Source organism: Limnohabitans sp. 2KL-27 (genome assembly GCF_001269345.1).
Lineage (GTDB): Bacteria > Pseudomonadota > Gammaproteobacteria > Burkholderiales > Burkholderiaceae_C > Limnohabitans_A.
Map to the genome: position 1 here is coordinate 763944 of NZ_CXOP01000002.1, position 23920 is coordinate 787863.

The window sequence follows — 23920 nt, forward strand, 5'->3', positions numbered from 1 at the left end:
TCAGGAGGATTCAACGGCCCAGTTTTTCCCCGATCCCCGCGCCAAGGCGGGGCCGACGACATCCAGCGCCTGGCGGATCTGGTCTTTCAGGGTGAAGGGCGGGTTGATGACGAACATGCCGCTGGCCACCAAGCCGCCTTCGTCACCTGGGCCACGACCGATCGCCAGCGTGGCGTTGAGCCAGGGCTTTTGGGACTGGTTGGCCAAGGTGCGCAAGCGTTTGGGCAGGTCGTGCGCCTCAGGGCGCGGGATGATCGGGTACCAGACCAGGTAGGTGCCCGTCGAAAAGCGCTTGAGGTATTCTTGGATGACGTTGGCGACTTTGCTGTAATCCGACTTGATCTCGTAGCTGGGATCGATCAAAACCATGGCCCTCTTGGAGCCGGTGGCCGAGGGCGGTGGGGGGAGCAGCTTTTTGAGGGCCTCAAAGCCGTCTTCGCGGCTGACGGTGACCGTGCGTCCGGCTTCGAGCTGGGCGATGTTGGACATCAGCGCTTTGCTGTCGGTGGGGTGCAACTCGAACAAGCGCAAGCGGTCGCGCGATTCGTGGCGCATCAGGCGGTGCATCAAAAAGGGTGAGCCCGGGTAGATTTTGGCCTGACCGTTGGGGTTGAAGCTGGCGATCTGTTCCAGATAGTCCTGCACGGGCTCGGGCAGGTTGTCCAGCTTTTCGGCAGCGCCCAGCAGTTTGAACAGGCCATCCTCGGCTTCGGCCCCTTTTTGAGAGTAATCGCCATCCAGGCGGTACAAGCCGGCCCCGGCATGGGTGTCAATCAGGGTGATGCCGGCCTCTTTTTGCATGAGGTGGCGCAGGGTGGCGAGCAAGGTGATGTGTTTGAGCACATCGGCATGGTTGCCTGCGTGGAAAGCGTGTCGGTAACTGAACATCCGTCGATGGTAACCAATAACTTCTGCATGTCCTTGATTTTTCGTATAATGGCAGGCTTCGCAGCGATTTTGTGGCCCCGCGGCGAAGACGCCCATACCCGAAAAGGTACAAGCAAGCTCCCACCTAAGAGGTTCCCAACAGAGGAACACCGACCGTGGAAAAGGGCCCGACAAACCTTTCTTCAAAGAGAAAACTCATGACAACAACTTTCAGCGCCAAACCCGCTGAGGTCGTGCACGAGTGGTTTGTGATTGACGCGACCGACAAGGTCCTCGGACGAGTAGCCAGCGAAGTTGCTCTCCGTTTGCGCGGCAAACACAAGGCCATTTACACGCCTCACGTCGACACCGGTGACTTCATCGTCATCATCAATGCTGCCCAGCTCAAAGTGACGGGCACCAAGACCATCGACAAAGTGTATTACCGTCACTCGGGCTATCCCGGCGGTATCACTGCAACCAACTTCCGCGACATGCAAGCCAAGCACCCCGGCCGCGCACTCGAGAAGGCTGTCAAGGGCATGCTGCCCAAGGGCCCACTCGGTTACGCCATGATCAAGAAACTCAAGGTGTATGGCGGCGCAGAGCACCCACACACCGCCCAACAGCCTAAAGTGCTGGACATCTAAGGAGCCTTGAGATGATTGGTGAATGGAACAATGGCACAGGCCGTCGCAAATCCAGCGTCGCCCGCGTGTTTCTGAAAAAAGGCACTGGCAAGATCACGGTCAACGGCAAGGACATCCAAGCCTACTTCGGCCGCGAGACTTCGATCATGATCGCCAAGCAACCCCTCATGTTGACCAACCATGCCGAAACTTTCGACATCATGATCAACGTGCACGGCGGTGGCGAATCCGGTCAAGCCGGCGCATCGCGCCACGGCATCACCCGCGCCCTGATTGACTACGATGCTTCGCTCAAGCCTATGCTGAGCCAAGCTGGTTTCGTCACCCGCGACGCCCGTGAAGTCGAACGTAAAAAGGTTGGCTTGCACTCCGCTCGTCGCCGCAAGCAGTTCTCCAAGCGTTAATCCGCTTCGCCTGTTTGGTCAAAAAGCCGCTTCGGTTCGCCGCAGCGGCTTTTTGTTTGGGCGCTTAAGGTTTGAAAAGCCCATGAGCCCAGTAGCGTTACTGGGCAGGCTTGGCGGTAATTCCCGACCAGCGCGCTATACTATTTGGCATTGAACCGGAGAAACACCATGAGCGCTGTTGCTGAAAATATCCAGACCGAAATGCCTGAACCGATTGTCTTCACCGACAGCGCGGCCGCCAAGGTGGCCGACCTGATTGCCGAAGAGGGCAATCCTGAACTGAAGCTGCGCGTGTTTGTCCAAGGTGGTGGCTGCTCAGGCTTCCAGTACGGCTTCACCTTCGATGAAATCACCAACGAAGACGACACCACCATGAGCAAAAATGGCGTGTCCTTGCTCATCGACGCCATGAGCTACCAGTACCTCATTGGTGCAGAGATCGACTACAAGGAAGATTTGCAGGGTGCCCAGTTCGTCATCAAGAACCCGAATGCCACCTCCACCTGTGGTTGCGGCTCGTCTTTCTCGACCTGATGGGCGATATTGGTCAGCTGGGCTGACCTTGAATCAACGGGGGTAGATCGCCCCCAGCACACGGGCGCCTTGGGCGCCCGTGACGCTTGGCAGACTTGACGTTTCGCGTCGCACAGTTTTGAAGGCCAGCCAGGCAAAGGCGGCGGCCTCCACTTGCAAAGGGGGCAAGCCCCTCTGCTCACTGTTGATCACCTGCACAGCTGGCAAATGGTGGGCCAAGCGACGCATCAAATGGCTGTTCAAGGCGCCACCTCCACACACAATCAGCGTCTGTGCGTCGGCCGCATGGTCCACAACATCCTTGGCGCAAGCCAGTGCCGTGAATTCGGTCAGTGTGGCCTGAACGTCTTGAGCAGCCAGCAACGCCTTGGGCAAGCGTGCCTGCAACCAAGTCGGGTTGAACAGGTCACGCCCTGTACTTTTTGGGGGGGCCCGGTGCAAAAAGCCCTCGTTCATCAAGTCTTCCAACAATCCTGGCAAAACACGGCCCTCGGCTGCCCAGGCACCACCGCGGTCAAATGCGGCCCCTGTGTGCGTGGCGCACCAATGGTCCATGAGCGCGTTGCCCGGCCCGCAGTCCCAGCCGAGGACGTCACCCCTTGGCCGAAGCACACTGAGGTTGGAGATGCCGCCGATGTTGAGCACGGCCACTGTCGTATCCGTGCGCCCGAAGACGCCTTGGTGAAAAGCGGGTACCAGCGGTGCGCCTTGTCCGCCTGCCGCCAGATCACGGCTGCGAAAGTCGGCGACCACGTCGATGCGGGTCAGCTCAGCGAGCAGGGACGGGTTGATCAGCTGCAGTGTGTAGCCCACAGCCTCAATGCCGCTGGCAGCATTGCCATCGAACTCCAGTGGGCGATGGCGCACGGTTTGCCCATGCGCCCCTACGGCAGCGATGTCCTTGGCCTGCAAGCCGCTTTGTTGCAACAAAGCGTGAACCACTCCGGCGTAGAGGCGGGCAATTTGGTTGCCCGCCAAAGCGCTGCGGTGCAGTTCATCCGGTCCACTCTGATTCAGAGCCAGGAGCTCGGTTTTGAAGGGGCTCTCGAAAGCCAAAAAGGCATGCGCCTGAACTTCCACATGACCCTGTGCGTTGATCTGGGCCAGCACGCCATCGACGCCATCCAAGGATGTGCCGGACATCAGGCCAATGAAATGATCAATCGTTTGCATGGGTGTCAATGGTGCACGGTGGTCCAAGTACCCCTTTGGCGGTCAAAGCGTCTTCAGGGATGGCCAGAAAAAAGGGCCTTGCGGCCCTTGGAGATCACTGTGCGGTCACTTCCCGCATTTGTGCGGCAGCCAAAAGCTGTGTTCTGGCCTGCTCGGCCACCAATTTGAACCGCGCCATGGCAGCGGGGCTCAGCGGCACGCTTTGGGCTTGCTGAATCACTTTTTGTGGGTCAACGTGGGTGCCATTCACGCGAAATTCGAAGTGCAGGTGAGGGCCCGTAGACCACCCTGTAGAACCAACGGCACCAATGGTCTGACCTTTTTGAACGGTCTGTCCCTTGCGCACCTGGATGCGGCTGAGGTGGGCATAAACGGTGGAGTGGTTGTTGCCATGGCGAACAATGACCATGTTGCCATAGCCACCCTGAACGCCTGCGAATTCGACCACACCGTCACCCACAGTCTGAGCAGGAGTGCCCGTTGGGGCTGCGTAATCTACGCCCAAGTGGGCTTTCATGGTTTGAAAGATCGGGTGCAGGCGCATGGCAAAACCACTGGTCTTGCGTGAGAAGGCCACAGGCGACGCCAAGTAGGTTCGGCTCAGGCTTTTGCCGTCCATGCTGTAGTAATTGCCTTTTTGACCTGGTTCCTGATGCCACACGGCTTCATAAGTCTTGTTGCCGTTGTTGAATTCGGCGGTCAATACGCGACCGGTACGCACCGGCTCCCCGTCGGCCTCCAGCACCTCGTAGACGACAGAAAACCGAGCGCCTTTGCGCAAAGTGCGGTGAAAGTCGATCTGGTTGGAAAAAATCTGGGTCAATTGGCTGATGACGGCATCTGGCAAACGGGCCTCGTCTGCAGCGTCATACAGGGAGCTGGACACTGTACCGCCGGTCATGCGCAGGCTGGTGTTCATGGGGGATGTTTCCAGCGCGGCCTGCAGGCCATCGGCCGTGCGTTTGATGGCCAGCCGTTGGAAAAAGGTGTCGGTCTCGTTGTTGAGCCAGCGGACATTGAGCTTGATCAGGCGCTGTTGGCCATCGGCTTCGGCCACCACGGAGCGACCCGCTTGCTTCAGCGCTTGTTTGGCCAAGGGGTTCTTGCGCAAATAAGCGGCAGCCTCCGGGTCAACCAGCCCCAAACGGCGCAGCAAACTCTCAGGCGTGTCAGAGGCGCGCGTGCTGTCTGTGCGCAACAGGCTCAACTGGATCAGGTCGAGCGCTTGGGCTTGCTCTTGCAGTTTGGCGATTTTTACAGGGACGGTGACCGTGACCACAGGCTGTTCGGCGATGTCAGGCCCCAGGTTGGCGATGGCAAAGGCACCGCCGCCGCCAGCCAGCAAAACAGAGGCCAATGTGGCGCTGATGGTTTTGGGGTGACGGGCCAGCCATTGAGCGAAAGCCTGCAACCCATTGACCAATTGGGGATGTTGGCCATCCAGCCAGTTCAACGTGCGCTGAACGACCACGAGCACCGCACCCAGCACGGCGGTGCAAAGGAACAGGAAGCCAACCAACAAAGAGACCAGTCGAGACTGGATGGAAGCGAGAAATTGCATCAATTCAGGGGAGTTTCGCGCCGCCTTTCGTTGAAGCGATAGGAAGGCACGATCTGCAAAGTCAGGCCGCCCCTAAAATGGGCGACTTGAGGATATTGGGCCATTGTACTGGTCTATACCCATTTGACTTTAGAAAAAACCCTTATGAATCAAGCGCCTGTTACAAAATTTCCGGTCACGGACAAGACCCTGAACGCCATGGAGGTCACCTTGCGGGGGAGTGAGGAGCTGATTCCCAAGGAGGACTGGCTGCAAAAACTGGCCAAATCCGAGGCCACAGGGGTGCCTTTGCGCATCAAACTGGGCTTGGACCCGACGGCGCCCGACATCCACATCGGCCACACCGTGGTGCTCAATAAAATGCGCCAGCTGCAGGATCTGGGTCACCAAGTGATCTTTTTGATCGGCGACTTCACCAGCCTGATCGGGGACCCGTCGGGCCGCAACAGCACCCGCCCACCGCTGACGCCCGAGCAGATCAAGGCCAACGCCGAAACTTATTACAAGCAAGCCAGTTTGGTGCTGGACCCCTCTAAAACAGAGATTCGCTACAACAGTGAGTGGTCACTACCATTGGGCTCCATGGGCATGATTCAGCTGGCCGCCAAGTACACCGTGGCGCGCATGATGGAACGCAATGACTTCCATGACCGCTTCAAGGCCGGCACACCGATTTCGGTGCACGAGTTCCTGTACCCGCTCATGCAGGGCTATGACTCGGTCGCGCTCAAGAGTGACTTGGAGCTCGGCGGCACGGACCAGAAGTTCAACCTGTTGATGGGCCGTCACTTGCAGGCCGAATACGGCCAAGAGCCGCAGTGCATCCTGACCATGCCGCTGCTCGAGGGCCTGGACGGGGTGGACAAGATGTCCAAGTCCAAGAACAACTATATTGGCATTGCCGAAGAACCCAACACCATGTTTGCCAAGGTGCTCAGCATTTCGGACACCTTGATGTGGCGCTGGTACACCCTGCTGTCCTTCAAGTCGATGGCCGAGATCGAGGCGCTGAAAAAAGAAGTCGAAGGCGGACGCAACCCCAAGGACGCCAAGGTCATGCTGGCCAAGGAAATTACGGCACGGTTTCACAGCGCAGCCGCTGCCGATGTGGCCGAGCAGGATTTCATCAACCGCAGCAAGGGCGGCGTGCCCGACGACATCCCCGAGGTCAGCTTGTCGGGCGCACCCATGGGTATTGGCGCCTTGCTCAAATCTGCGGGCCTGGCCCCCTCCACCACCGAAGCTGGGCGCCTGATTGACGGGGGCGGTGTGCGCGTGGACTCCAGCGTGGTCAGCGACAAGGGCCTGAAACTCGAAGCCGGGACCTACGTGGTGCAGGTGGGCAAGCGCAAATTTGCCAAGGTCACGCTGGCTTGATCGGGGGCTGGCGCACGGACAGCTCTTGCACCGGGGGTATGCTGAGCCCATGAAAAGATTCGACGTTTGGATGACGCCCACCCGAATGCTGTGGGCTTCTGTGGTGGTGGCGCTGGTGACCATCGCGCTCAAGACCGGTGCTTGGTGGCTCACTGGTTCGGTCGGTTTGCTGTCGGACGCCATGGAGTCATTGGTCAATCTGGCGAGTGCGGTGTTCGGCTTGATGATGGTGACCATCGCGGCGCGCCCTGCCGACGACGACCATCCTTATGGGCATCACAAGGCCGAGTATTTTTCTTCTGGCTTCGAGGGCATTTTGATCCTGGTCGCGGCTCTGGGCATCATTTGGGTGGCCGTGCATCGCTTGTTTGACCCTCAGCCCATCGAGCAGGTTGGCTGGGGACTGGCCCTGTCGGTGGGCAGCTCGGCCCTGAACGGTTTTCTGGCGTGGTTGATGTTTCGTGCCGCCCATCAACACCGCTCGCTGGCGCTCGAAGCCGATGCCCGGCACCTGGTGACCGATGTTTGGACGTCGGCCGGCGTGGTGCTCGGCATTGTTTTGGTGAGCGTGAGCGGCTGGTTGTGGCTGGATGCGGTGGTCGCCATCGGCGTGGCCCTGAACATTCTGAAAGAAGGCTGGAGTTTGGTTTGGCGTTCTTCTCAGGGCTTGATGGACGAGGCATTGGAGCCCGAGGTTTTGGCCGATGTGCAGAAAGTCCTGGATGGTTTTGCGCACCAGCGCGGCGAGACCGAGATCATCCGCTTTGACCACCTGAACACCCGCAAAGCCGGGCAACGCCGTTTTGTGGATGTGCACATGCACATGCCTGCCAGTTGGACGCTGGGCCGGGCCGCCGCCTTGCGCGCCAGTGTGGAGCAGGCGCTGATGAGTGAGGTGCCTGGCTTGCGGGCCACCATCCAGCTTTTGCCCAGCGATGTGGAAGCGCACTTTGACGATGCCAGGGACTTGAAATGATCGCAGTGTTGCAACGGGTGAGCGAAGCCAGCGTGCACGTCGACGGGGCGGTGATCGGACAGATTGGCTCGGGCATGCTGGTGCTGCTGTGCGTTGAAAAAGGCGACACCGAAGCCGTGGCCGAGCGCATGTTGGCCAAGATGCTCAAGCTGCGCATCTTCAGTGATGCGGCCGGCAAGATGAACCTGAGTGTGCAGGACGTGGGCGGTGGTTTGCTGGTGGTCAGCCAGTTCACCCTCGCCGCCGATCTTGCGGGGGGCAACCGCCCGAGCTTCACCCAAGCGGCTGCGCCGGAGGAAGGAAGGCGCTTGTACGAATACTTCGTGGCACAGGCCCAAAAAGCACACCCGGTGGTCCAAACGGGTCAGTTTGCTGCCGATATGAAAGTGGCGCTCATCAACGACGGTCCCATCACCATCCCGATGCGCATGACGGCTTGAGTTGCTGCTCGGGGTGGGCAACGATAATCCCTTTATGACTGCAACTTCTTCTGCCGCGAGTTCGGCTCGCTTCGACCAGCTTGCGCTGGCACACGCCACCCTTCAAAACCTTGAGCAACTGGGCTACACCCAGATGACGCCCATTCAGGCGGCCAGTTTGCCCTTGACTTTGGCGGGGCAGGACCTGATCGCCCAAGCCAGCACGGGCAGCGGTAAAACCGCCGCCTTTGGCCTGCCCCTGATCGAGCGCTTGCAAAGCGCGGGTTCGCCCAGTGCCGCCATTCAAGCCGTGATCTTGTGCCCGACCCGCGAGCTGGCCGACCAGGTGACCCAAGAAATCCGTCGACTGGCCCGAGCCCGTCAAAACGTGAAAGTCGTCACCTTGTGCGGCGGCGTGGCCTTGCGCGGTCAGACGCTGAGCCTGGAGCATGGCGCCGATGTGGTGGTGGGCACACCCGGCCGAATTCTGGACCACCTCGAGCGCGGCTCACTCAGCCTGTCGGGGGTGAACACGCTGGTGCTGGACGAAGCCGACCGCATGCTGGACATGGGCTTTTTCGACGACATCGCCAAGGTGGTGCGTCAGTGCGCCAAGGACCGACAGACGCTGTTGTTTTCAGCGACATATCCCGAAGGCATCGCGAAGCTGGCGGCGCAGTTCATGCGCGCACCGCAGACCGTCAAGGTGGAGGCGCAGCACAGCGCGCACAAAATCCGTCAGGTGTTCTATGAGGTGAGCGAGTCCCAACGGCTGGATGCCGTGTCCAAACTGCTGGCGCATTTTCGGCCCGAGCGTACGCTGGCTTTTTGCAACACCAAGCAGCAGTGCCGCGACCTTGTGGCAGTGTTGCAAGCCCAAGGCTACAGCGCGCTGGCGTTGTTTGGGGAGCTGGAGCAGCGTGAGCGTGACCAAGTCTTGGTGCAGTTTGCCAACCGCAGCTGCTCGGTGTTGGTGGCCACCGATGTGGCCTCGCGCGGGTTGGACGTGGAAGGACTCGAAGCCGTGATCAACGTGGATGTGACGCCCGACCCCGAAATCCACATCCACCGCATTGGCCGCACAGGCCGCGGCGATGCCGAAGGCCTGGCGCTGACACTGGCGAGCATGGACGAGATGGGGGCGGTGGGCAAGATCGAGCTGATGCAAGGCCGTGAATCGACCTGGGAGCCGCTGTCGGGTCTCACGCCTGCTGCAGGCGGGCCTTTGCAGCCGCCCATGCGCACCTTGCAAATTGTGGGTGGGCGCAAGGAGAAAATCCGCGCAGGTGACGTGATGGGTGCTTTGGCTGGCGAATGCGGCCTGACCCGTGAGCAGGTCGGCAAGATCAATGTGAATGAGTTTTCGACCTATGTGGCGGTGCAGGCGGCGCTGGCCAAAAAGGTCGAGGCGCAGTTATCACACGGCAAGATCAAGGGCAAGAGCGTGAAGGTTCGGTTGCTCTGACCGTTTTGTCTTTTGCTGGGGTCGGTGAGTGAGGGGATGCGGCGGTCACCTCATGACGGGGTACCGAAAATCGGTGCCCGCCCCATCCCCTCACTCACCTGAGTGGTTATTTGTGCAAGAGATCGGCGGTTGTTGACTGATTTTCGGTCAGAAGCTTGCAGGCCCGACGCGCCATAGATGCTCAGCGGGTTTTGAAAATGCACCACGGCTTTGAATGGGGAGGGGCTGGGTGACGATTTTCGGTACCCCGTCATGAGGAACCCGGCCCCACCCAAACCAAAACCTCACACAGTCACAAATAAGGGTTTTTCAACCCCAAACCCGCCAAGATCGCAATTTCGTAAGCCTCCATCTCCTCCGCATCCGCGGTACTGGTCTCATGGTCCCAGCCCTGCGCATGCAAAGTGCCATGCACCAGCAAATGCGCGTAATGCGCTGCCAGCGTCTTGCCTTGCTCTTTGGCCTCACGCGCCACCACCGGCGCACACAACACCAAATCGGCCACCACCACAGGTTCCTGCGTGTAGTCGAAGGTCAGTACATTGGTCGCGTAATCCTTTTTGCGATAAGCCTTGTTCAGAGCCCGACCTTCTTCTTCGCCCACGATGCGCACGGTGATTTCGGCATCGTCCGCCAATGCGTGCCGGATGGCTCGGGTCACTGCATGGCGCGGCAGGGCGGCGCGGTGGCGCGCCGCGTTGGGGATGTCACCGAATTGCAGGGACAGCTGGAGTTGTTGCAGGGGCATGGGTTCTGTTGGCAATTCAATCGTCTGTAGGCAAAGGCTTGCGACGGGTGGTGACACCCGCCCGCATGGCGGCGCTGCCTTGCACGTCATAGGCGTCCACAATGCGGGCCACCAGCGGGTGGCGCACCACATCGGCACTGGAAAAGCGTGTGAAGGCAATGCCTTTGACACGCTTCAAGACGCGCTCGGCGTCGATCAGGCCCGACAGCTGTCCCTTGGGCAAGTCGATCTGGCTCACATCCCCCGTGACCACCGCCTTGGCGCCAAAGCCAATGCGCGTCAAAAACATCTTCATCTGTTCGGTGCTGGTGTTTTGCGCTTCGTCCAGGATCACGAAAGCGTTGTTCAGGGTGCGTCCACGCATGAAGGCCAGTGGGGCAATCTCGATGGCGTTGCGTTCAAAGGCTTTTTGCACCTTGTCGTAGCCCATCAGGTCGTACAAAGCGTCGTACAGCGGGCGCAAATAGGGATCGACCTTTTGAGACAGGTCGCCCGGCAAAAAGCCCAGGCGCTCGCCGGCCTCCACGGCCGGGCGGGTCAGCACGATGCGTTGGACGCTGGCGCGCTCCAAAGCGTCCACCGCGCAAGCCACGGCCAAATAGGTCTTGCCCGTGCCGGCCGGGCCAATGCCAAAGCTGATGTCGTGGGTGGCGATGCTCTCCAGGTAAGCCGCCTGGACCGGGGTGCGGGCCTTCAGGTCTGCGCGGCGGGTTTGCAAGGCCGGCAGGTCGGCTTCTTCGCCCCCGCTGTCGCCCACCAGCATGAGTTGCACCATGTCGGGCGCAATCGGGCGGTCGGCACGTTCATAAATGGCCTGCAAAATCTCCATGGTCCGCAGGGCCACCGCTTTGGGGCCGTCCACCTTGAACTGCTCGTGGCGGTGCGCAATGCTCACCTGCAAGCCCGCTTCGATGGTGCGCAGGTGCGCATCCATGGGGCCGCACAGGTGCGACAAGCGGGTGTTGTTGTGCGGCGTGAAGGTGTGTCTGACGATCAAGTGGATAATCCTGTTCGTGGGTGGTTTCGCTGGGTGATTTGCAGACCAAGGAGCCCCGATTCTCCTCCATATCCATGCAACCCAAAGGCCCCCCATGATTGGCAAACTCACCGGCATCCTGAGCGACAAGAACCCCCCCGAGGTGGTGGTGGACTGCCATGGCGTGGGCTACGAGGTCAATGTGCCGATGAGCACGTTTTACAACCTGCCCGCCACGGGCGAAAAAGTCAGTCTGGTGACGCACTTTGTGGTGCGCGAAGACGCGCAAATCCTCTACGGCTTTGCCACCCTGAGCGAGCGCGAAGCCTTTCGGCAATTGATCAAGATCTCCGGTGTTGGCCCCCGCACGGCGCTCAGCGTGCTCTCAGGCATGAGCGTGTCCGATCTGGCGCAGGCCATCACCACGCAAGAAGTCGGGCGTCTGGTCAAGGTGCCCGGCATCGGCAAGAAAACCGCCGAGCGCCTGTTGCTGGAACTCAAAGGCAAGCTGGGCGGTGACCTCGGCGGCTTGTTCGCCGTGAACACCCCGGATGCGCAAAGCGACATCCAGCAAGCCTTGCTGGCACTGGGCTACAGCGACAAGGAAGCCACGGTGGCCCTCAAGAGCTTGCCCGCTGATGTGGGCGTGAGCGAGGGCATCAAGCTGGCCCTCAAAGCCCTCAACAAATGAAAATGCACTGAGCCATGAGCATCCGCACCGACGATTTTGCCCCGCAACCGGAGCCCCGGGTCATTTCGGCCGCCCCGGTTTCCCACCAGGAAGAGGCCATTGAACGCGCCCTGCGACCCAAGCTGCTGGATGAATACGTCGGCCAGGTCAAGGTGCGTGAGCAGTTGGAAATTTTCATCAGCGCGGCCAAGATGCGCGAAGAGCCACTGGACCATGTGTTGCTGTTTGGCCCGCCGGGGCTGGGCAAGACCACGCTCAGCCACATCATCGCCGCCGAGTTGGGCGTCAACCTGCGCCAGACCAGCGGCCCGGTGCTGGAAAAGCCCAAGGACCTGGCCGCGTTGCTGACCAATCTGGAGCGCAACGATGTGCTGTTCATCGACGAGATCCATCGCTTGTCACCGGTGGTCGAAGAGATCTTGTACCCGGCGCTGGAGGACTACCAAATCGACATCATGATCGGCGAAGGCCCCGCGGCGCGCAGCATCAAACTCGATTTGCAGCCTTTCACCCTGGTGGGGGCCACCACACGCGCCGGCATGCTCACCAACCCGCTGCGCGACCGTTTTGGCATCGTGTCGCGCCTGGAGTTTTACACCCCCGAAGAGCTCACCCGCATCGTGACCCGCAGCGCCGGTTTGCTCAAAGCGCCCATCGATCCCGAAGGTTCGTTCGAGATCGCCCGCCGCTCACGCGGCACGCCGCGCATTGCCAACCGCCTGCTGCGCCGTGTGCGCGACTACGCCGATGTGAAGGGCGATGGCACCATCCACAAAGGGCTGGCGCAAAAAGCGCTCGTCATGCTGGACGTCGACCCCGAAGGTTTCGACCTGATGGACCGCAAACTGCTCGAAGCGGTGATCCACCGTTTTGACGGGGGGCCTGTGGGGCTGGACAACATCGCGGCCAGCATCGGCGAAGAACGCGACACGATCGAAGATGTGATCGAGCCTTATCTGATTCAGCAAGGTTATTTGCAGCGCACACCGCGCGGGCGCATGGCCACGCTGGCGGCTTTCAGGCATCTGGGCGTGACACCGCCGAAGTCGTTTGGCGAACGGATTTAAAGTTTCAAACTGTTGTGCCTTGCGTGGGCACGAGCCATTGCTTGCGCAGGCCTGCTCAGTGGGGGTCGGCAATTGCCTTCAGAAGACCTCGCGCCTGGGCTTCAAACGCTCGCTTCGTCCTGGCCCAGCGCATCGAGGTGTGTGGTGTCACCCCAGCCCACCAGCGACAGGCCTTGCGGTGTCCACAGCAGGCGATTGACGGCGGTGTTGGTCAGATCCCAAGTGCGCGCCGCTTGCAGATCCAGGCGGGTGGCGGCGCGGTACAGGATGTCCAGCACGCCACCATGCGCCACCATCACGATGTGCTGACCCGGGTGCCGGGCAGCGAGTTCGTCCACGGTGTTCACAATCCGCTCGCGCAGATCAAGCAAGGATTCACCGCCCTCTGGAGGTGTCCAGTCGGGTGTGCGTTTGCGCCAGTGCCAGGCGTGCTCGGGCAACTCGACTTCGATTTCGGCAAAAGTGCGGCCTTGGAACGCGCCAAAGTGCCGCTCGCGCAGGCCGGCATGTGTGCTGACCGTTTGGCCGACACGCTGAGCAATCGCCTCGGCTGTGTTCTGGGCGCGCGACAGGTCGCTGGCGTAAATCGCATCGATGGTTTCGCCTTGGGCCAGAGCCTGTGCCAGATGCTGCGCTTGGATCAGGCCCACGTCGTTGAGCGGGATGTCCAGATGGCCCTGCAGTCGGGTGTCGACGTTCCAGGCGGTTTCACCGTGGCGGATGGCCAAAATGCGGGTCGGTTCCATGAGGTATCGGGTTCAGTGGGGCAGTTCGATGTTGACCCGGCGCGGGCCAGCAGGCGGATTGGGGAAGTGGGCCAGAGCGGCCTGGAACAGGGTGGCAAAAATGGGCGCGTTGTCGCGCCAAGGGCCGGAGTGGCTGGCGCGTGTTTCGTAGACCACCTGACCTGATTTCAGGTCGCGCATGACCACGCTGACTTCGCGCAGGTAATGCGTGGGCGGTGGAAATCGCATGCCCACCCCCAAGCCGATGTGCGAGCCCATACCCGAACCGATGGACACGTTGCCATAGGGTGTCCAGCCCGCAGCGATCGGGCGACCCCAAGGGTCGGCCAAGTACTGCGAACCACTGAAGCCCACCATCACGCTCAGGCTGGCACCGGCGTCGTCACGCACCAAACCGACGGCCGTCATCGCGGCCTGCGCTTGTTGCTCGGCCAACCCCGCTTCGGGGTTGTGGGTTTGGGAGGGCAAGCGCTCAAAGCGGTATTTGGCGCCCTGCAAACTCATGCCGGGCGGCACGGCGGCCACCGAGACCACATCGCTGTCGATCAGCCGCATCGAAGCGCAGCCCGTCAAGCCGCTCAAGACCAGCGCGGCCAGACCCAGCGAAAACCACCGCGTGAGCTGCCGACTTTTTGAGCGCATGAGCTGTCCCCTTGAGGTTCACATCGAGATGACCTGGATGCCCGGCAAAGACGTTTCCTGGAATTCTTCCTCGTCAAAAGCCTTGTCGCCCGCATCGTCTGCGATGCCCGTGATTTTCAGGTCCTTGAAAGCATGCAGCTTGGGGTCCATCAAATGAGAAGGCACCACATTTTGCAAAGCCGCAAACATGTTTTCAATGCGGCCAGGATGCTTTTTTTGCCAGTCGCGCAGCATGTTGCCCACTTGCAAGCGCTGCAGGTTTTCCTGACTCCCGCACAGGGTGCACGGAATGATGGGAAATTGTCGGTGCGCAGCCCAACGGATGAGGTCGGATTCGGCCACATAAGCGAGCGGACGGATCACCATGAACTCGCCGTTGTCGCTGACCAGCTTGGGCGGCATGCCTTTGAGCTTGCCGCCGAAGAACATGTTCAAGAAGAAGGTCTGGAGCATGTCGTCACGGTGGTGGCCGAGCGCCAGTTTGTTGCATTTGAGCTCTCGCGCCACGCGGTACAAAATGCCCCGGCGCAGGCGCGAGCACAGGCTGCACATGGTCTTGCCTTCGGGGATCTTGTCTTTCACGATCGAATACGTGTCTTGCGTCTCGATGTGGAACGCCACCCCGAGCTCTTTCAGGTAGGCGGGCAGGATGTGGTCGGGAAAGCCGGGTTGCTTTTGGTCCAGGTTGACCGCCACCAGCTCAAAGTCGACCGGGGCGCGAGCCTTCATCTTGAGCAGGATGTCCAGCATGCCGTAGCTGTCTTTGCCACCCGACATGCAGACCATGATGCGGTCACCCGCTTCGATCAGGTTGAAGTCGGAAATGGCTTGGCCCATCTGGCGGCACAGGCGTTTTTCGAGTTTGTGGGTCTCGCGCTCGATCTTGACGGCCTTGGCCGCCGCTGCACTGGCTTCGGCTTCAGCGTCCACCCAGGTGTTTTCAGTTGCTGTGTTCATGTTCACCACTGTCCGGTTTCCATGCGAATGGCCACTTCGCAGTCTTCAAAAATTTCAAGTTTGGCAATCTTGACGCGCACGCCCAGCACTCCTGGCAACTGCATCAGGCGGTTCGAGACTTTACCGATCAACGTTTCCAGCAGGTTGATGTGCTCGGCCGTGCACTCATCGATGATGATTTTGCGCACCTTGCGGTAGTCCAGCACATGGTGGATGTCGTCGTCGCTGGGCAGCAAGGGCTGCGTGCCCAGGTTCAGCTCGGCATCGACCTGGATCGGCTGCGGATCGGTTTTTTCGTGTTCCAGGATGCCCAGGTTGGCGTCAAAGCGCAAACCAGTCAGCTCCAGGGTTTGTTGGCCAGCAGGGGTTTTCATGAGGCAGTTTTGGTCTGGAAAATTTCAACCCCAACCGCTTCGCAGTCCGGGTAGACATCGGGTTTGCAGCTGGACAGGCGCACCGCCTGAACCTGCGGGTGCGCGATCAGCTCGCGCATCAGGTCGTCGCACAGGGTTTCCTGCAGCACGATGTGGCCCTGGGCCACGCGGCGTGCGATCACCTCGCGGATGAAGTCGTAATCCACCACCTCGGCCAAGTCATCTTGCGTGGGGGTGGACGCGCTGTACGGCACAAACAGCTCCACATTGAAAACAATGCGCTGGGGCCCCAGCTTTTCAAAGTCGTGCGCACCGATGCGCACGTCCACGGTGTGGTTGCGCAAAAACAGGCGGCGGCAGCTCAGTGCCAGGTTGTTCAGAGCGTCGCTCATGCGGTGTCTTTCTTGTCGGCCAAGAACATCACATCGCGCGCCAGAGGCACCAGGTGCTGGCCGTTGTCCACGCACACTGTGGTGCCGGTGATGCAGGGGTTTTGCGCCAGAAACAGGCACGTCGCCGCCACCTGGGCTGGGTCGATGGGCTGGCGCAACAGGTTCACGCGGCTGGCCCGGTCGAAGTTGTCCTGGGTTTGCGGGCCACTCAGAAACATCAGTCCCGGCGCCACGCCGCACACACGCAAAGGGGCCAAGGCCTGCGCCTGCAGGGCTACCGCGCGCTCCAGGGCCAACTTGGAGACGGTGTAGGAGAAATAGTCCGGGTTCAGGTTGAACACCTTCTGGTCCAGGATGTGGATCACGCTGCGCTGGCCGGGCGTGGCCTCGGGCGCAGTTTGCTGGGCCATCAGCGAAGCCAGCGTCATGGGCGCGATCAGGTTCACCTCCAGTTGCAGGCGCGTACCCGGCAGGTCCATCTGCGTGCCCTCGTCCGGCTCGAACAGTGAGGCGTTGTTCACCAGGCAATCGAGCGGCCCGCTGTCGTGCACGATGTGGGCCATCATGCGTTCGACATCGGCACTTTGCGCCAGATCGGAGCGCACCAACTCGACCACAGCCCCTTGGGCACGCAGTTCGGCCTGCAGGGTCCTTGCCACCGTTTCTGAGCGCTGGTAATGGCACCACACGCGCCAGCCTGCCGCCGCGAATTGGCGAACGATCTCTGCGCCCAGGCGATGAGCGCCTCCGGTGACCAGAACTTGTTTCATGAAAAAGGGGTGGGTTGCAGATGGCGTGTTGGGGCCCTGATTATCGGGCAAGCGGTCTGGTTCAGACGCCCAAGGTGCACAAAGTCCTGCACGCCTTCGGCGACAATCCGTGCGTGTCCATGCCCAACCCTTCACCCCCTGCTGAATTGACCCCATTGATCCACCACGCCATCGCGCAAGCTGGAGGTTGGATCGGTTTTGACCGTTTCATGGCCATGGCCCTGTACGAGCCGGGCTTGGGTTACTACACCAACGCCCTGCAAAAGTTCGGTGCCATGCCCTCATCGGGCAGCGATTTCGTGACCGCGCCAGGCATGTCGCCTTTGTTTGGGCAGACGCTGGCGGTGCAGGTGAAACAGGCGCTTGAAGCGACTCGAACAGAAGAAGTCTGGGAGTTTGGCGCGGGCACCGGAGCCCTGGCTTTGCAGTTGCTGGACAGCTTGGGTGATGCCCTCAGCCGCTACACCATCATCGATGTGTCCGGCACTTTGCGGGCCCGACAGTCCGAGACTTTGCTGAAATATGCCCACAAAGTGCGTTGGCTGGACGCCTGGCCCGATGCCATCGAGGGTGTGGTGGTGGGCAACGAGGTGCTGGATGCGATGCCGGTGCAACTCTTGCAGCGCACACAAGGTGTCTGGCACGAGCGTGGCGTGGTCAGCAAAGGCAAAGATTTCGCTTGGCAAGACCGCATCACCGACTTGCGCCCGCCCGTCGAGATCGAAGGCGAGCACGACTACCTGACCGAAATCCACCCCCAGGCCGAGGCTTTTTTGGCCAGCCTGGCCGAGCGGCTGCTGGCCGGGCGGGGCGGGGCGGCGTTCTTTTTGGATTACGGTTTTCCTGAGGCCGAATACTTTCACCCGCAGCGCCACATGGGCACCGTCATGTGCCACCAGCTGCACCAAGCCGACGACAACCCCTTGGTGGCCGTGGGCCAAAAAGACATCACGGCCCATGTCAACTTCACCGGGGTGGCCTTGGCCGGACAAAACGCCGGGTTGGAGGTTCTGGGGTATGCCAGCCAAGCCTGGTTTTTGTTGAATCTGGGGCTGGCTGAACGGATGGCCGATGCTTCTTTGGCCGAGCGCAGCCAAGCGCAGCGCCTGATCAATGAGCACGAAATGGGCGAGCTGTTCAAGGTGATTGGTTTTGCCACATCGGCCGATTGGTCAGCCCAGGGCTTTGTCCGGGGTGACCGCTCCCACCGCCTGTAAACGGCACAAAGGCTGGCTATGTTGCGTTGGCTCATCGTGGTTTTTCTGGCCCTGATCATTTTCAGTGGCTTGCAAAAATGGCTGCAAAAACTGGGGTTTGGTCGCCTGCCCGGCGACTTTCGGTTTCGCTTGTTCGGACGCGAGTTCTTCCTGCCCATCACCAGCACCTTGCTGCTGAGCATGGTGGCGGCAGGGATAGCGCGCTGGGTGTGAGCGGCCCAGCCAGCAAAAAGCACCCCAGACACGAACGTGTTACAGTGCGGCACGCCATTGGCGACTTATGCCCATCTCGCTCTAGCCGAGCCGATAGCGCATCCCGGCAGAGGGATGCCAGTCTTGTCCTCCACTGTGCACATCGCCCGCCATGCTTTTCCAAGCTGGGCCCAGACGATTTTTTGCTTCCCTTTTCATGCACCTCTGCACGGTGCGGTTGTTCGCCAAGTTTTACAGCTGGCATTCGAGGGAGCTTTTTGGCAGCAGGACATGCCAAAACCCGTGCCGCTGCACAGCCCCCAAGAGGGCCGAAAAAAGTGGTTCGACCCCCTTCGTTAAAATACATGACTATTTCATACTGTTCACACCAACCCATCTCCATGGGAAAATTCCGAATTCAACCGTGCTCCAGGGCTTTGCCCAACGGCGCATTTGGTGCGCAAGTGTCCGTGGCCAGTGGCCGCGGCAGCGCCAGCACCGACCGCGTGATGCGGTTTGTGCCCGAATTCGCCACGCCGGCCGCCGCCAGCCAATACGCCCTCGATGAAGGCCTGTTGTGGGTAGAGCGCCAGACGACGAAACCGATCCTGCTTTGAGAAAGACGTTTTAAATGGCTAAAGAAGAACTGATTGAACTGATGGGCGTGGTCAACGAGGTCTTGCCCGACACGCGTTTTCGCGTGACGCTGGACAACGGCCACCAACTGATCGCTTATTCGGCCGGCAAGATGCGCAAGAACCACATCCGCATTTTGGCGGGGGACCGAGTGACGCTGGAACTCTCGCCTTATGACCTGAGCAAAGGTCGCATCAGCTTCCGTCACCTGGCTGGCCGTGCACCCATGGCGCCTCGCCGCCCTCCCGCTCGCTGAAATTGTCCGGCGCCTGGCCTTGACTTGAGACAAGGCGCCCGGGCCTTGAATCGTGCAGCATGGCCCCCAAGTGGTTTTGAAACACAGGGAGCTCCATGACCGATTCAGCCAACGCCTTGCACATTGTTTGTCCGCACTGCCACACCACCAACCGCGTGCGTGTGGCCGACCTGCACAACGCCCCCGATTGCGGGCAGTGCCACCAAGCTCTTTTTGACGGACACCCGCTGACGCTGGACGCTGCCAGCTTTGACAAGCACATTGGCCGCAGCCATGTGCCGGTACTGGTGGATTTTTGGGCGCCTTGGTGCGGTCCCTGCCGCATGATGGCCCCGGCCTACGAACAGGCCGCAGGCCTTTTGGAGCCCCAAGTGCGGGTGGCCAAACTCAACACCGAAGAAGCTCAGGCCATCGCTGCCCGTTTCAACATCCGCAGCATCCCCACGCTGGCGCTGTTTGTCGGCGGCAAGGAAGTGGCCCGTCAAGCCGGCGCATTCCGCACCGCGCAAGACATCGCCGATTGGACGCGCTCTCACCTTTGACTCGGACCTCCGATCGGGTCTGCACCCACCGAGCTTTTGGCTTTGTGGGAGGCTGCCCCTGCAGCCGAATCTCTGCACAGCCACAAAACACTTTTTCGAGCAGGGGCTCGCGCCCACAAAGACAGGTTCAGAGCGACGCCAGTGCGATGGCTTGGATGCGTGCTTGGGTGATCTGCGCGCCAATTTGAGGCCCTTTGAGGCCTTGGGCTGCTGCAGCTTGGGCAATGGGCGCGGTCTCAACCGATAGGGCTGCTTGTTGCGCTTTGAGCAAGCGCCCAGCCTGCGGGTAAGCCGTTTGCGCAAACCCCAGGCGTCCCCGTGCATCGCACTCACACGCTTGTAGCACGAGCGCAAAACGTTCAGCTTGGCGAATGGCGTCGCAGCGCTCCAACAAGCGCATCAAGGCTTCTGGCCCCAGCTCGGCGCTTCGGTGGATGTTGCCGTGCTCACGCGCCACCACCTCGGCCAGCTCCTTGCAATCGGTCGGCACGCGCAGGCGCTCGCACACCTTGTGCAATAGCTTGACGCTGCGGACTTCGTGGCCAATGTGGCGCGGCAGCACGTCGGCGGGCGTGCTGCCTTTGCCCAAGTCGTGCATCAGGCAGGCCACGCGCACAGCCAAAGGCATGTTCAACTTGGCCGCCATGTCCATCACCAGCATCATGTGCACGCCGGTGTCGATCTCGGGGTGGTATTCGGCGCGCTGGGGCACACCCCACAGTCGGTCCAACTCAGGCAACAACACGCGCAAGGCACCGCAGGCGCGAAGCACCTCGAACATGCGCGAGGGCTGGGCGGCCATCAGGCCTTTGGCCAGCTCCTGCCAAACGCGCTCGGGCACCAGGTGGTCCACTTCGCCGTCCTCCACCATCTGGCGCATCAAGGCTGTGGTCTCGTCGGCCACTGTGAAGTCGGCAAAACGCGCCGCAAACCTTGCCAGCCGCAGGATCCGCACGGGGTCTTCGGCAAACGCGTCGGTGACATGGCGCAGCACTTTGGCTTGCAGGTCGCGCTGGCCGCCGTAGGGGTCGACGATGTGTCCTGACCAGGCGCTGAGGGGCTGGTGTGCCAGCGCGTTGGGCAAGGCCATGGCGTTCACGGTCAGGTCGCGTCGGGCCAGGTCTTCCTCGAGCGTGACGTCGGGCGCAGCCTGCACGGCAAAACCTTTGTAGCCGCGCGCCGTTTTGCGCTCGGTGCGGGCCAGGGCATATTCCTCGCGGGTTTGCGGGTGCAAAAACACTGGAAAGTCCTTGCCCACGGGCACATAGCCCTGAGCGGTCATGGCCTCGGGCGTGCTGCCCACCACCACCCAGTCGCGGTCATTGACGGGCAAACCCATCAAGGCATCGCGCACTGCACCGCCGACGACAAAAACCTTCATGGTGACTTGCCTTCAGCGCGCCACCCGAAAGGGCTCTTCAAAGTCGATGAAGTCTTGCTCGGCCAGTGCGTCGTCGATCCAGGCTTTCACACCGGGCAGAGCGCACACGCGGTCCATGTAGGCAGCCACCTCGGCACGCACGGGCAGGGCGTAGGTTTTCAGGCGCATCACCACCGGTGCAAAGTAAGCGTCGGCCACGGTGAACTGGCCAAACAGCATGGGCCCGCCGTGTTCTTTGAGGAGACCGCTCCACAGGCTGCAGATACGGCTCAGGTCAGCGCGCACGGCGGGTTTGTCGCGCAGGGCCAAAGCGCCGATCTCGGGCAGGTGCGCTTCGATGTTCATGGGGCATGCGCTGCGCAGACCCGAGAAGCCGCTGTGCATTTCGGCGCAGACGCTGCGGGCGCGTGCGCGGGCGGTGCGGTCTTGCGGCCAGAGATGCTTGTCGGGAAACTGCTCGGCCACATATTCCGCAATGGCCAGGGTGTCCCACACGGCCAAGCTGTCGTGCACCAGCACAGGCACTTTGCCCACCGGGTTCACGTCTTTCAGCGCACTCTTGAATTGTGAGTCAGAGGCGAAGCTGTCAAAGCGAACATACACCTCTTCAAAGTCGATGCCCGCTTGGCGCAGCAGCACCCAGGGGCGCATGGACCAGGACGAATAGTTTTTGTTGGCGATGTAGAGCTGGATCATTCTTTTCTCCCGTGAATCTGACCCTGCATGTTAACGAAGCCAGTCGTAGACGATTTACAACTCAGGTGTGTGAGGGGTTGCGGTGGGTGACGATTTTCGGTACCCCGTCATGAGGAACCCGCCGCATCCCCTCACACATCCACCCAAGCGCTTCGCAACAGGAATCAGCGCCCAGCGCGAGCACGCCAACCGTTCAGGCGGCTGCGTGGGCCGCGGTGGCCCAGATAGCTGGGCGCCACACCCGCTGCAGAGGCTGCGCTGATGCCCAAGTCAGAAAGGCCCGGCAGCTGACCCGTCGCGATGTTGTCCACCTTCATGGACGCCAAATTGTCCCGGCTCATCAAGGGCTCACCCGGGGCCAATTCCATGGCCGCAGCTTGCAGCCAGCCCACCCACATCGGCAAACCGATGACCGGCCGTCCTCGGCCATGGTTGACACCGGCCCACTGGCCAGCCCGCTGGACCAACTCGCCCAGCGTCAAGACGTCGGGGCCGCACAACTCGTAAGTCTGGCCGATGGTGTCCGGTTTTTGCAGACAAGCCACCACGGCGCGGGCGACATCGGCCACCCACACCGGCTGAAAACGGGTGCCACTGCCCGCCAGTGGCATGAAGGGGGCTACGGCCTGCAGGTCGGCGAAGAGGTTGAGGAATTTGTCCTCGGCACCAAAAATCACACTGGGTCGCAAGATGGTGAGGTTCAGCCCCGCGTTGTGCAGGACCGTCTCGCCCCGCGCCTTGCTGCGCTGGTACATGGAGGGGCCTTGAGGGTCGGCACCCAGGGCGCTGACATGCACCAGACGCTGCACACCTGCTTTTTTCATGGCACTGGCGATCTTGCCAGGCAAATCCACATGCACGCTTTCAAAGCGCTCTTCACTGCCGTGCAGCACGGCCACCAGGTTCACCACCGCGTCGTGCCCGGGGATCAACCGGGCCAGATCGGCTTCTTCGTGAACAGAGGCCTCGATCACTGTCAGCCCGGGCAGGCTTTGAACGCTGGCCGCGTTCACCGCGCGTCGGGTAGGCACGGTGATGTGCCAGCCCAAGCGGGCCAGCTGCTCGCAGACGTGGCGACCGACAAAGCCGCTGCCCCCCAAGACCAGAACGCGTGGGGTGCTCATGGCGTCTTCAAACCCGTGACAGCCTGGTGCATCGCTGCCATGGCTTGCTCGACGATCTGGGAGCGCCATTCGTCGGTGTCCACGTAAAACGCATCCATCAGGTCTTGCTTGATCTGTTTTTTCAGGGCCTCAGGTGCTTCGGGATGCCCTTGCAACCAGTGGTCACCGCGCAGGGCATAGATGACTTTGTCTGGCGCTTGCGTGCCGTATTCCATGGCAATGCCGGTGTACTCGGCCTGCCGACACTCTTGGTAAGCCGCCATCCACATGAGCCCTGTGAGCATGGGGGAGCTGGAAGAGCCGTCATAAATCGAGGTGATGCCCTGGCCCCACCAGGCTTTGGCGCGGGCAAAGGCCGCTGCATCGTCGGCGCAGGCAAAAATGCGCTCGCCCACACCGCTGGGTCCCAGGCCCGTGTGCAGGTCGATCCAGGCCATTTTTTGGCAGCGCTGCCCGTACTTTTTCAGCACTGAGCGCAAAGTTTGGTTGCTCCAGGTGGGCGCCTGGCCGCCAAAGAACAGGCCATCTGGGAACTCGTGCTGACCTTTGGAGACGGCAGCTTGGTAGGTTTTCATGCCGCGTTCGGCGATGTATTGCGCGGTGGCCTGCGCATTGGCAGCGTCGGGCGGCCAGACCTCGGGCAGCAGCAAGGTGTGGATCTCGCGGTAGGCCGGGTTGTCGGGCAAGGGCTTGGAGAAATCCTGGAAGTTGCGGTTGATGTCCACGTTTTCGTGGGTGACCCGGCGAACATGCGAAAACCCGTGCGGGTTGAGGGCGTGGATGTAGAGCACCGCGACACCCCGCGCACGGGCCGCCTCACGCCAAGCGGTGTTTTTCAGGGCATGGATTTGCACGCCAGAGCCGCAATAACCTTCCACGCCGTGGCAAGCGCTGCTGATGACCAGCAAGGCGTTGGCATCGGGCGCACCGTCGAGCACCACGTCCATGGCCAGGGTTTCACCATCGCGCCCGGGCAGGGGGTGGATGTTCGAGTCCACCTGCAGGCCTGCGGTCTGGGCGGCATTCAGGAATTTTTCACGCGCCTGGGCGTAGCTTTTGGAAAAGCCGTTTTGGATGTCGTTCATGC

At 61.0% G+C, this 23920-nt stretch carries 29 protein-coding genes; 14 read left to right on the forward strand and 15 right to left on the reverse strand.

All coding sequences use genetic code 11. The annotated features are described in order from the left end of the window. Window positions 1-888 (reverse strand): 23S rRNA (adenine(2030)-N(6))-methyltransferase RlmJ, encoded by an 888-nt coding sequence (locus tag LHAB_RS06440; RefSeq protein WP_090044803.1) that lies wholly within the window; start codon window positions 886-888, stop codon window positions 1-3. 197 nt (window positions 889-1085) lie between these two features. Here LHAB_RS06440 and rplM point away from each other — a divergent pair, with 197 nt between their 5' ends. From rplM to erpA, 3 genes are all read left to right on the forward strand, one after another. Next, on the forward strand, window positions 1086-1517 hold the full coding sequence (gene rplM, locus LHAB_RS06445; RefSeq protein ID WP_089953382.1) for a 50S ribosomal protein L13: 432 nt from the start codon (window positions 1086-1088) through the stop codon (window positions 1515-1517). 11 nt (window positions 1518-1528) lie between these two features. Then, window positions 1529-1921: a 30S ribosomal protein S9 gene (gene rpsI / locus LHAB_RS06450; protein ID WP_053172304.1), complete on the forward strand. Its 393-nt coding sequence runs from the start codon at window positions 1529-1531 to the stop codon at window positions 1919-1921. Between the two features lie 168 nt (window positions 1922-2089). After that, complete coding sequence (gene erpA, locus LHAB_RS06455; protein WP_090044805.1) at window positions 2090-2455, forward strand: iron-sulfur cluster insertion protein ErpA; 366 nt, start codon at window positions 2090-2092, stop codon at window positions 2453-2455. Between the two features lie 33 nt (window positions 2456-2488). Here the strand turns inward: erpA and LHAB_RS06460 are convergent, their stop codons facing one another. Together LHAB_RS06460 and LHAB_RS06465 are read right to left on the reverse strand one after the other, a co-directional pair. After that, window positions 2489-3628, reverse strand: coding sequence for an anhydro-N-acetylmuramic acid kinase (locus LHAB_RS06460; protein ID WP_090044807.1), 1140 nt, complete (start codon window positions 3626-3628; stop codon window positions 2489-2491). Window positions 3629-3722: 94 nt separating this feature from the next. Further along, on the reverse strand, window positions 3723-5189 hold the full coding sequence (locus tag LHAB_RS06465; RefSeq protein ID WP_090044809.1) for a M23 family metallopeptidase: 1467 nt from the start codon (window positions 5187-5189) through the stop codon (window positions 3723-3725). A gap of 144 nt (window positions 5190-5333) precedes the next feature. Here LHAB_RS06465 and tyrS point away from each other — a divergent pair, with 144 nt between their 5' ends. From tyrS to dbpA, 4 genes are read left to right on the forward strand one after another with little or no spacing between them, the layout of a single operon-like run. Next, window positions 5334-6566, forward strand: coding sequence for a tyrosine--tRNA ligase (gene tyrS / locus LHAB_RS06470; RefSeq protein ID WP_090044811.1), 1233 nt, complete (start codon window positions 5334-5336; stop codon window positions 6564-6566). A gap of 49 nt (window positions 6567-6615) precedes the next feature. Then, on the forward strand, window positions 6616-7542 hold the full coding sequence (locus tag LHAB_RS06475; RefSeq protein WP_090044814.1) for a cation diffusion facilitator family transporter: 927 nt from the start codon (window positions 6616-6618) through the stop codon (window positions 7540-7542). Beyond that, on the forward strand, window positions 7539-7982 hold the full coding sequence (dtd, locus tag LHAB_RS06480; protein WP_090044816.1) for a D-aminoacyl-tRNA deacylase: 444 nt from the start codon (window positions 7539-7541) through the stop codon (window positions 7980-7982). Before LHAB_RS06475 ends, dtd begins: the two co-directional genes overlap by 4 nt. 34 nt (window positions 7983-8016) lie before the next feature. Continuing rightward, window positions 8017-9426, forward strand: coding sequence for an ATP-dependent RNA helicase DbpA (gene dbpA / locus LHAB_RS06485; protein WP_090044817.1), 1410 nt, complete (start codon window positions 8017-8019; stop codon window positions 9424-9426). 292 nt (window positions 9427-9718) lie between these two features. On the opposite strand, the gene ybeY is transcribed toward dbpA, so the two are convergent. Together ybeY and LHAB_RS06495 are read right to left on the reverse strand one after the other, a co-directional pair. Continuing rightward, entirely contained in the window at window positions 9719-10174 is a 456-nt protein-coding gene (gene ybeY, locus LHAB_RS06490; protein WP_090044819.1) for an rRNA maturation RNase YbeY, read from the reverse strand. Window positions 10175-10190: 16 nt separating this feature from the next. Beyond that, a complete protein-coding gene (locus tag LHAB_RS06495; protein ID WP_090044821.1) occupies window positions 10191-11171 on the reverse strand; it encodes a PhoH family protein in 981 nt (326 codons plus the stop codon). Window positions 11172-11265: 94 nt separating this feature from the next. Here LHAB_RS06495 and ruvA point away from each other — a divergent pair, with 94 nt between their 5' ends. Next, window positions 11266-11841 carry a Holliday junction branch migration protein RuvA gene (gene ruvA / locus LHAB_RS06500; protein ID WP_090044823.1) on the forward strand — a complete coding sequence of 192 codons (576 nt, stop codon included), beginning with the start codon at window positions 11266-11268 and terminating at the stop codon, window positions 11839-11841. Window positions 11842-11855: 14 nt separating this feature from the next. Then, the gene (ruvB, locus tag LHAB_RS06505) at window positions 11856-12908 is read left to right on the forward strand and encodes a Holliday junction branch migration DNA helicase RuvB (RefSeq protein ID WP_090044825.1); all 1053 of its coding nucleotides are present in this window, start codon (window positions 11856-11858) and stop codon (window positions 12906-12908) included. 101 nt (window positions 12909-13009) lie between these two features. Here the strand turns inward: ruvB and LHAB_RS06510 are convergent, their stop codons facing one another. Genes LHAB_RS06510 through LHAB_RS06535 form a run of 6 tightly spaced genes read right to left on the reverse strand, consistent with a single transcriptional unit; the run spans window position 13010 to window position 16789 of the window. After that, entirely contained in the window at window positions 13010-13654 is a 645-nt protein-coding gene (locus LHAB_RS06510; RefSeq protein WP_090044827.1) for a histidine phosphatase family protein, read from the reverse strand. A 12-nt stretch (window positions 13655-13666) separates the two neighbouring features. After that, on the reverse strand, window positions 13667-14296 hold the full coding sequence (locus tag LHAB_RS06515; protein ID WP_090044828.1) for a DUF4136 domain-containing protein: 630 nt from the start codon (window positions 14294-14296) through the stop codon (window positions 13667-13669). Between the two features lie 18 nt (window positions 14297-14314). Next, a complete protein-coding gene (gene ttcA / locus LHAB_RS06520; protein ID WP_090044830.1) occupies window positions 14315-15253 on the reverse strand; it encodes a tRNA 2-thiocytidine(32) synthetase TtcA in 939 nt (312 codons plus the stop codon). A 2-nt stretch (window positions 15254-15255) separates the two neighbouring features. Then, window positions 15256-15627, reverse strand: coding sequence for a dihydroneopterin aldolase (locus LHAB_RS06525; RefSeq protein WP_090044832.1), 372 nt, complete (start codon window positions 15625-15627; stop codon window positions 15256-15258). After that, window positions 15624-16019: a dihydroneopterin aldolase gene (locus tag LHAB_RS06530; RefSeq protein WP_090044834.1), complete on the reverse strand. Its 396-nt coding sequence runs from the start codon at window positions 16017-16019 to the stop codon at window positions 15624-15626. Before LHAB_RS06530 ends, LHAB_RS06525 begins: the two co-directional genes overlap by 4 nt. Then, window positions 16016-16789: an SDR family oxidoreductase gene (locus LHAB_RS06535; RefSeq protein ID WP_090044836.1), complete on the reverse strand. Its 774-nt coding sequence runs from the start codon at window positions 16787-16789 to the stop codon at window positions 16016-16018. Before LHAB_RS06535 ends, LHAB_RS06530 begins: the two co-directional genes overlap by 4 nt. 119 nt (window positions 16790-16908) lie before the next feature. Between LHAB_RS06535 and LHAB_RS06540 the strand changes: the two genes are divergently transcribed. From LHAB_RS06540 to trxC, 5 genes are all read left to right on the forward strand, one after another. Further along, window positions 16909-18006, forward strand: a complete 1098-nt coding sequence (locus LHAB_RS06540; RefSeq protein ID WP_090047736.1) for a class I SAM-dependent methyltransferase — start codon at window positions 16909-16911, stop codon at window positions 18004-18006. Between the two features lie 18 nt (window positions 18007-18024). Continuing rightward, window positions 18025-18219, forward strand: a complete 195-nt coding sequence (locus tag LHAB_RS06545; protein WP_090044838.1) for a DUF2905 domain-containing protein — start codon at window positions 18025-18027, stop codon at window positions 18217-18219. 380 nt (window positions 18220-18599) lie between these two features. Next, on the forward strand, window positions 18600-18815 hold the full coding sequence (locus tag LHAB_RS06550; protein WP_228763367.1) for a hypothetical protein: 216 nt from the start codon (window positions 18600-18602) through the stop codon (window positions 18813-18815). Window positions 18816-18829: 14 nt separating this feature from the next. Further along, window positions 18830-19090 (forward strand): translation initiation factor IF-1, encoded by a 261-nt coding sequence (infA, locus tag LHAB_RS06555; RefSeq protein WP_019426546.1) that lies wholly within the window; start codon window positions 18830-18832, stop codon window positions 19088-19090. A gap of 95 nt (window positions 19091-19185) precedes the next feature. Beyond that, window positions 19186-19632 (forward strand): thioredoxin TrxC, encoded by a 447-nt coding sequence (gene trxC / locus LHAB_RS06560; RefSeq protein WP_090044842.1) that lies wholly within the window; start codon window positions 19186-19188, stop codon window positions 19630-19632. Window positions 19633-19759: 127 nt separating this feature from the next. Here the strand turns inward: trxC and LHAB_RS06565 are convergent, their stop codons facing one another. The 4 genes from LHAB_RS06565 to LHAB_RS06580 form a co-directional block, all read right to left on the reverse strand. After that, window positions 19760-21013: a multifunctional CCA addition/repair protein gene (locus LHAB_RS06565; protein WP_090044844.1), complete on the reverse strand. Its 1254-nt coding sequence runs from the start codon at window positions 21011-21013 to the stop codon at window positions 19760-19762. Between the two features lie 12 nt (window positions 21014-21025). Beyond that, window positions 21026-21709, reverse strand: a complete 684-nt coding sequence (locus tag LHAB_RS06570) for a glutathione S-transferase family protein (protein ID WP_090044846.1) — start codon at window positions 21707-21709, stop codon at window positions 21026-21028. Window positions 21710-21873: 164 nt separating this feature from the next. Further along, a complete protein-coding gene (locus LHAB_RS06575) occupies window positions 21874-22833 on the reverse strand; it encodes a complex I NDUFA9 subunit family protein (RefSeq protein WP_090044848.1) in 960 nt (319 codons plus the stop codon). Further along, window positions 22830-23918 carry a M14 family metallopeptidase gene (locus LHAB_RS06580; RefSeq protein ID WP_090044850.1) on the reverse strand — a complete coding sequence of 363 codons (1089 nt, stop codon included), beginning with the start codon at window positions 23916-23918 and terminating at the stop codon, window positions 22830-22832. Before LHAB_RS06580 ends, LHAB_RS06575 begins: the two co-directional genes overlap by 4 nt. Window positions 23919-23920 lie beyond the last annotated feature (2 nt).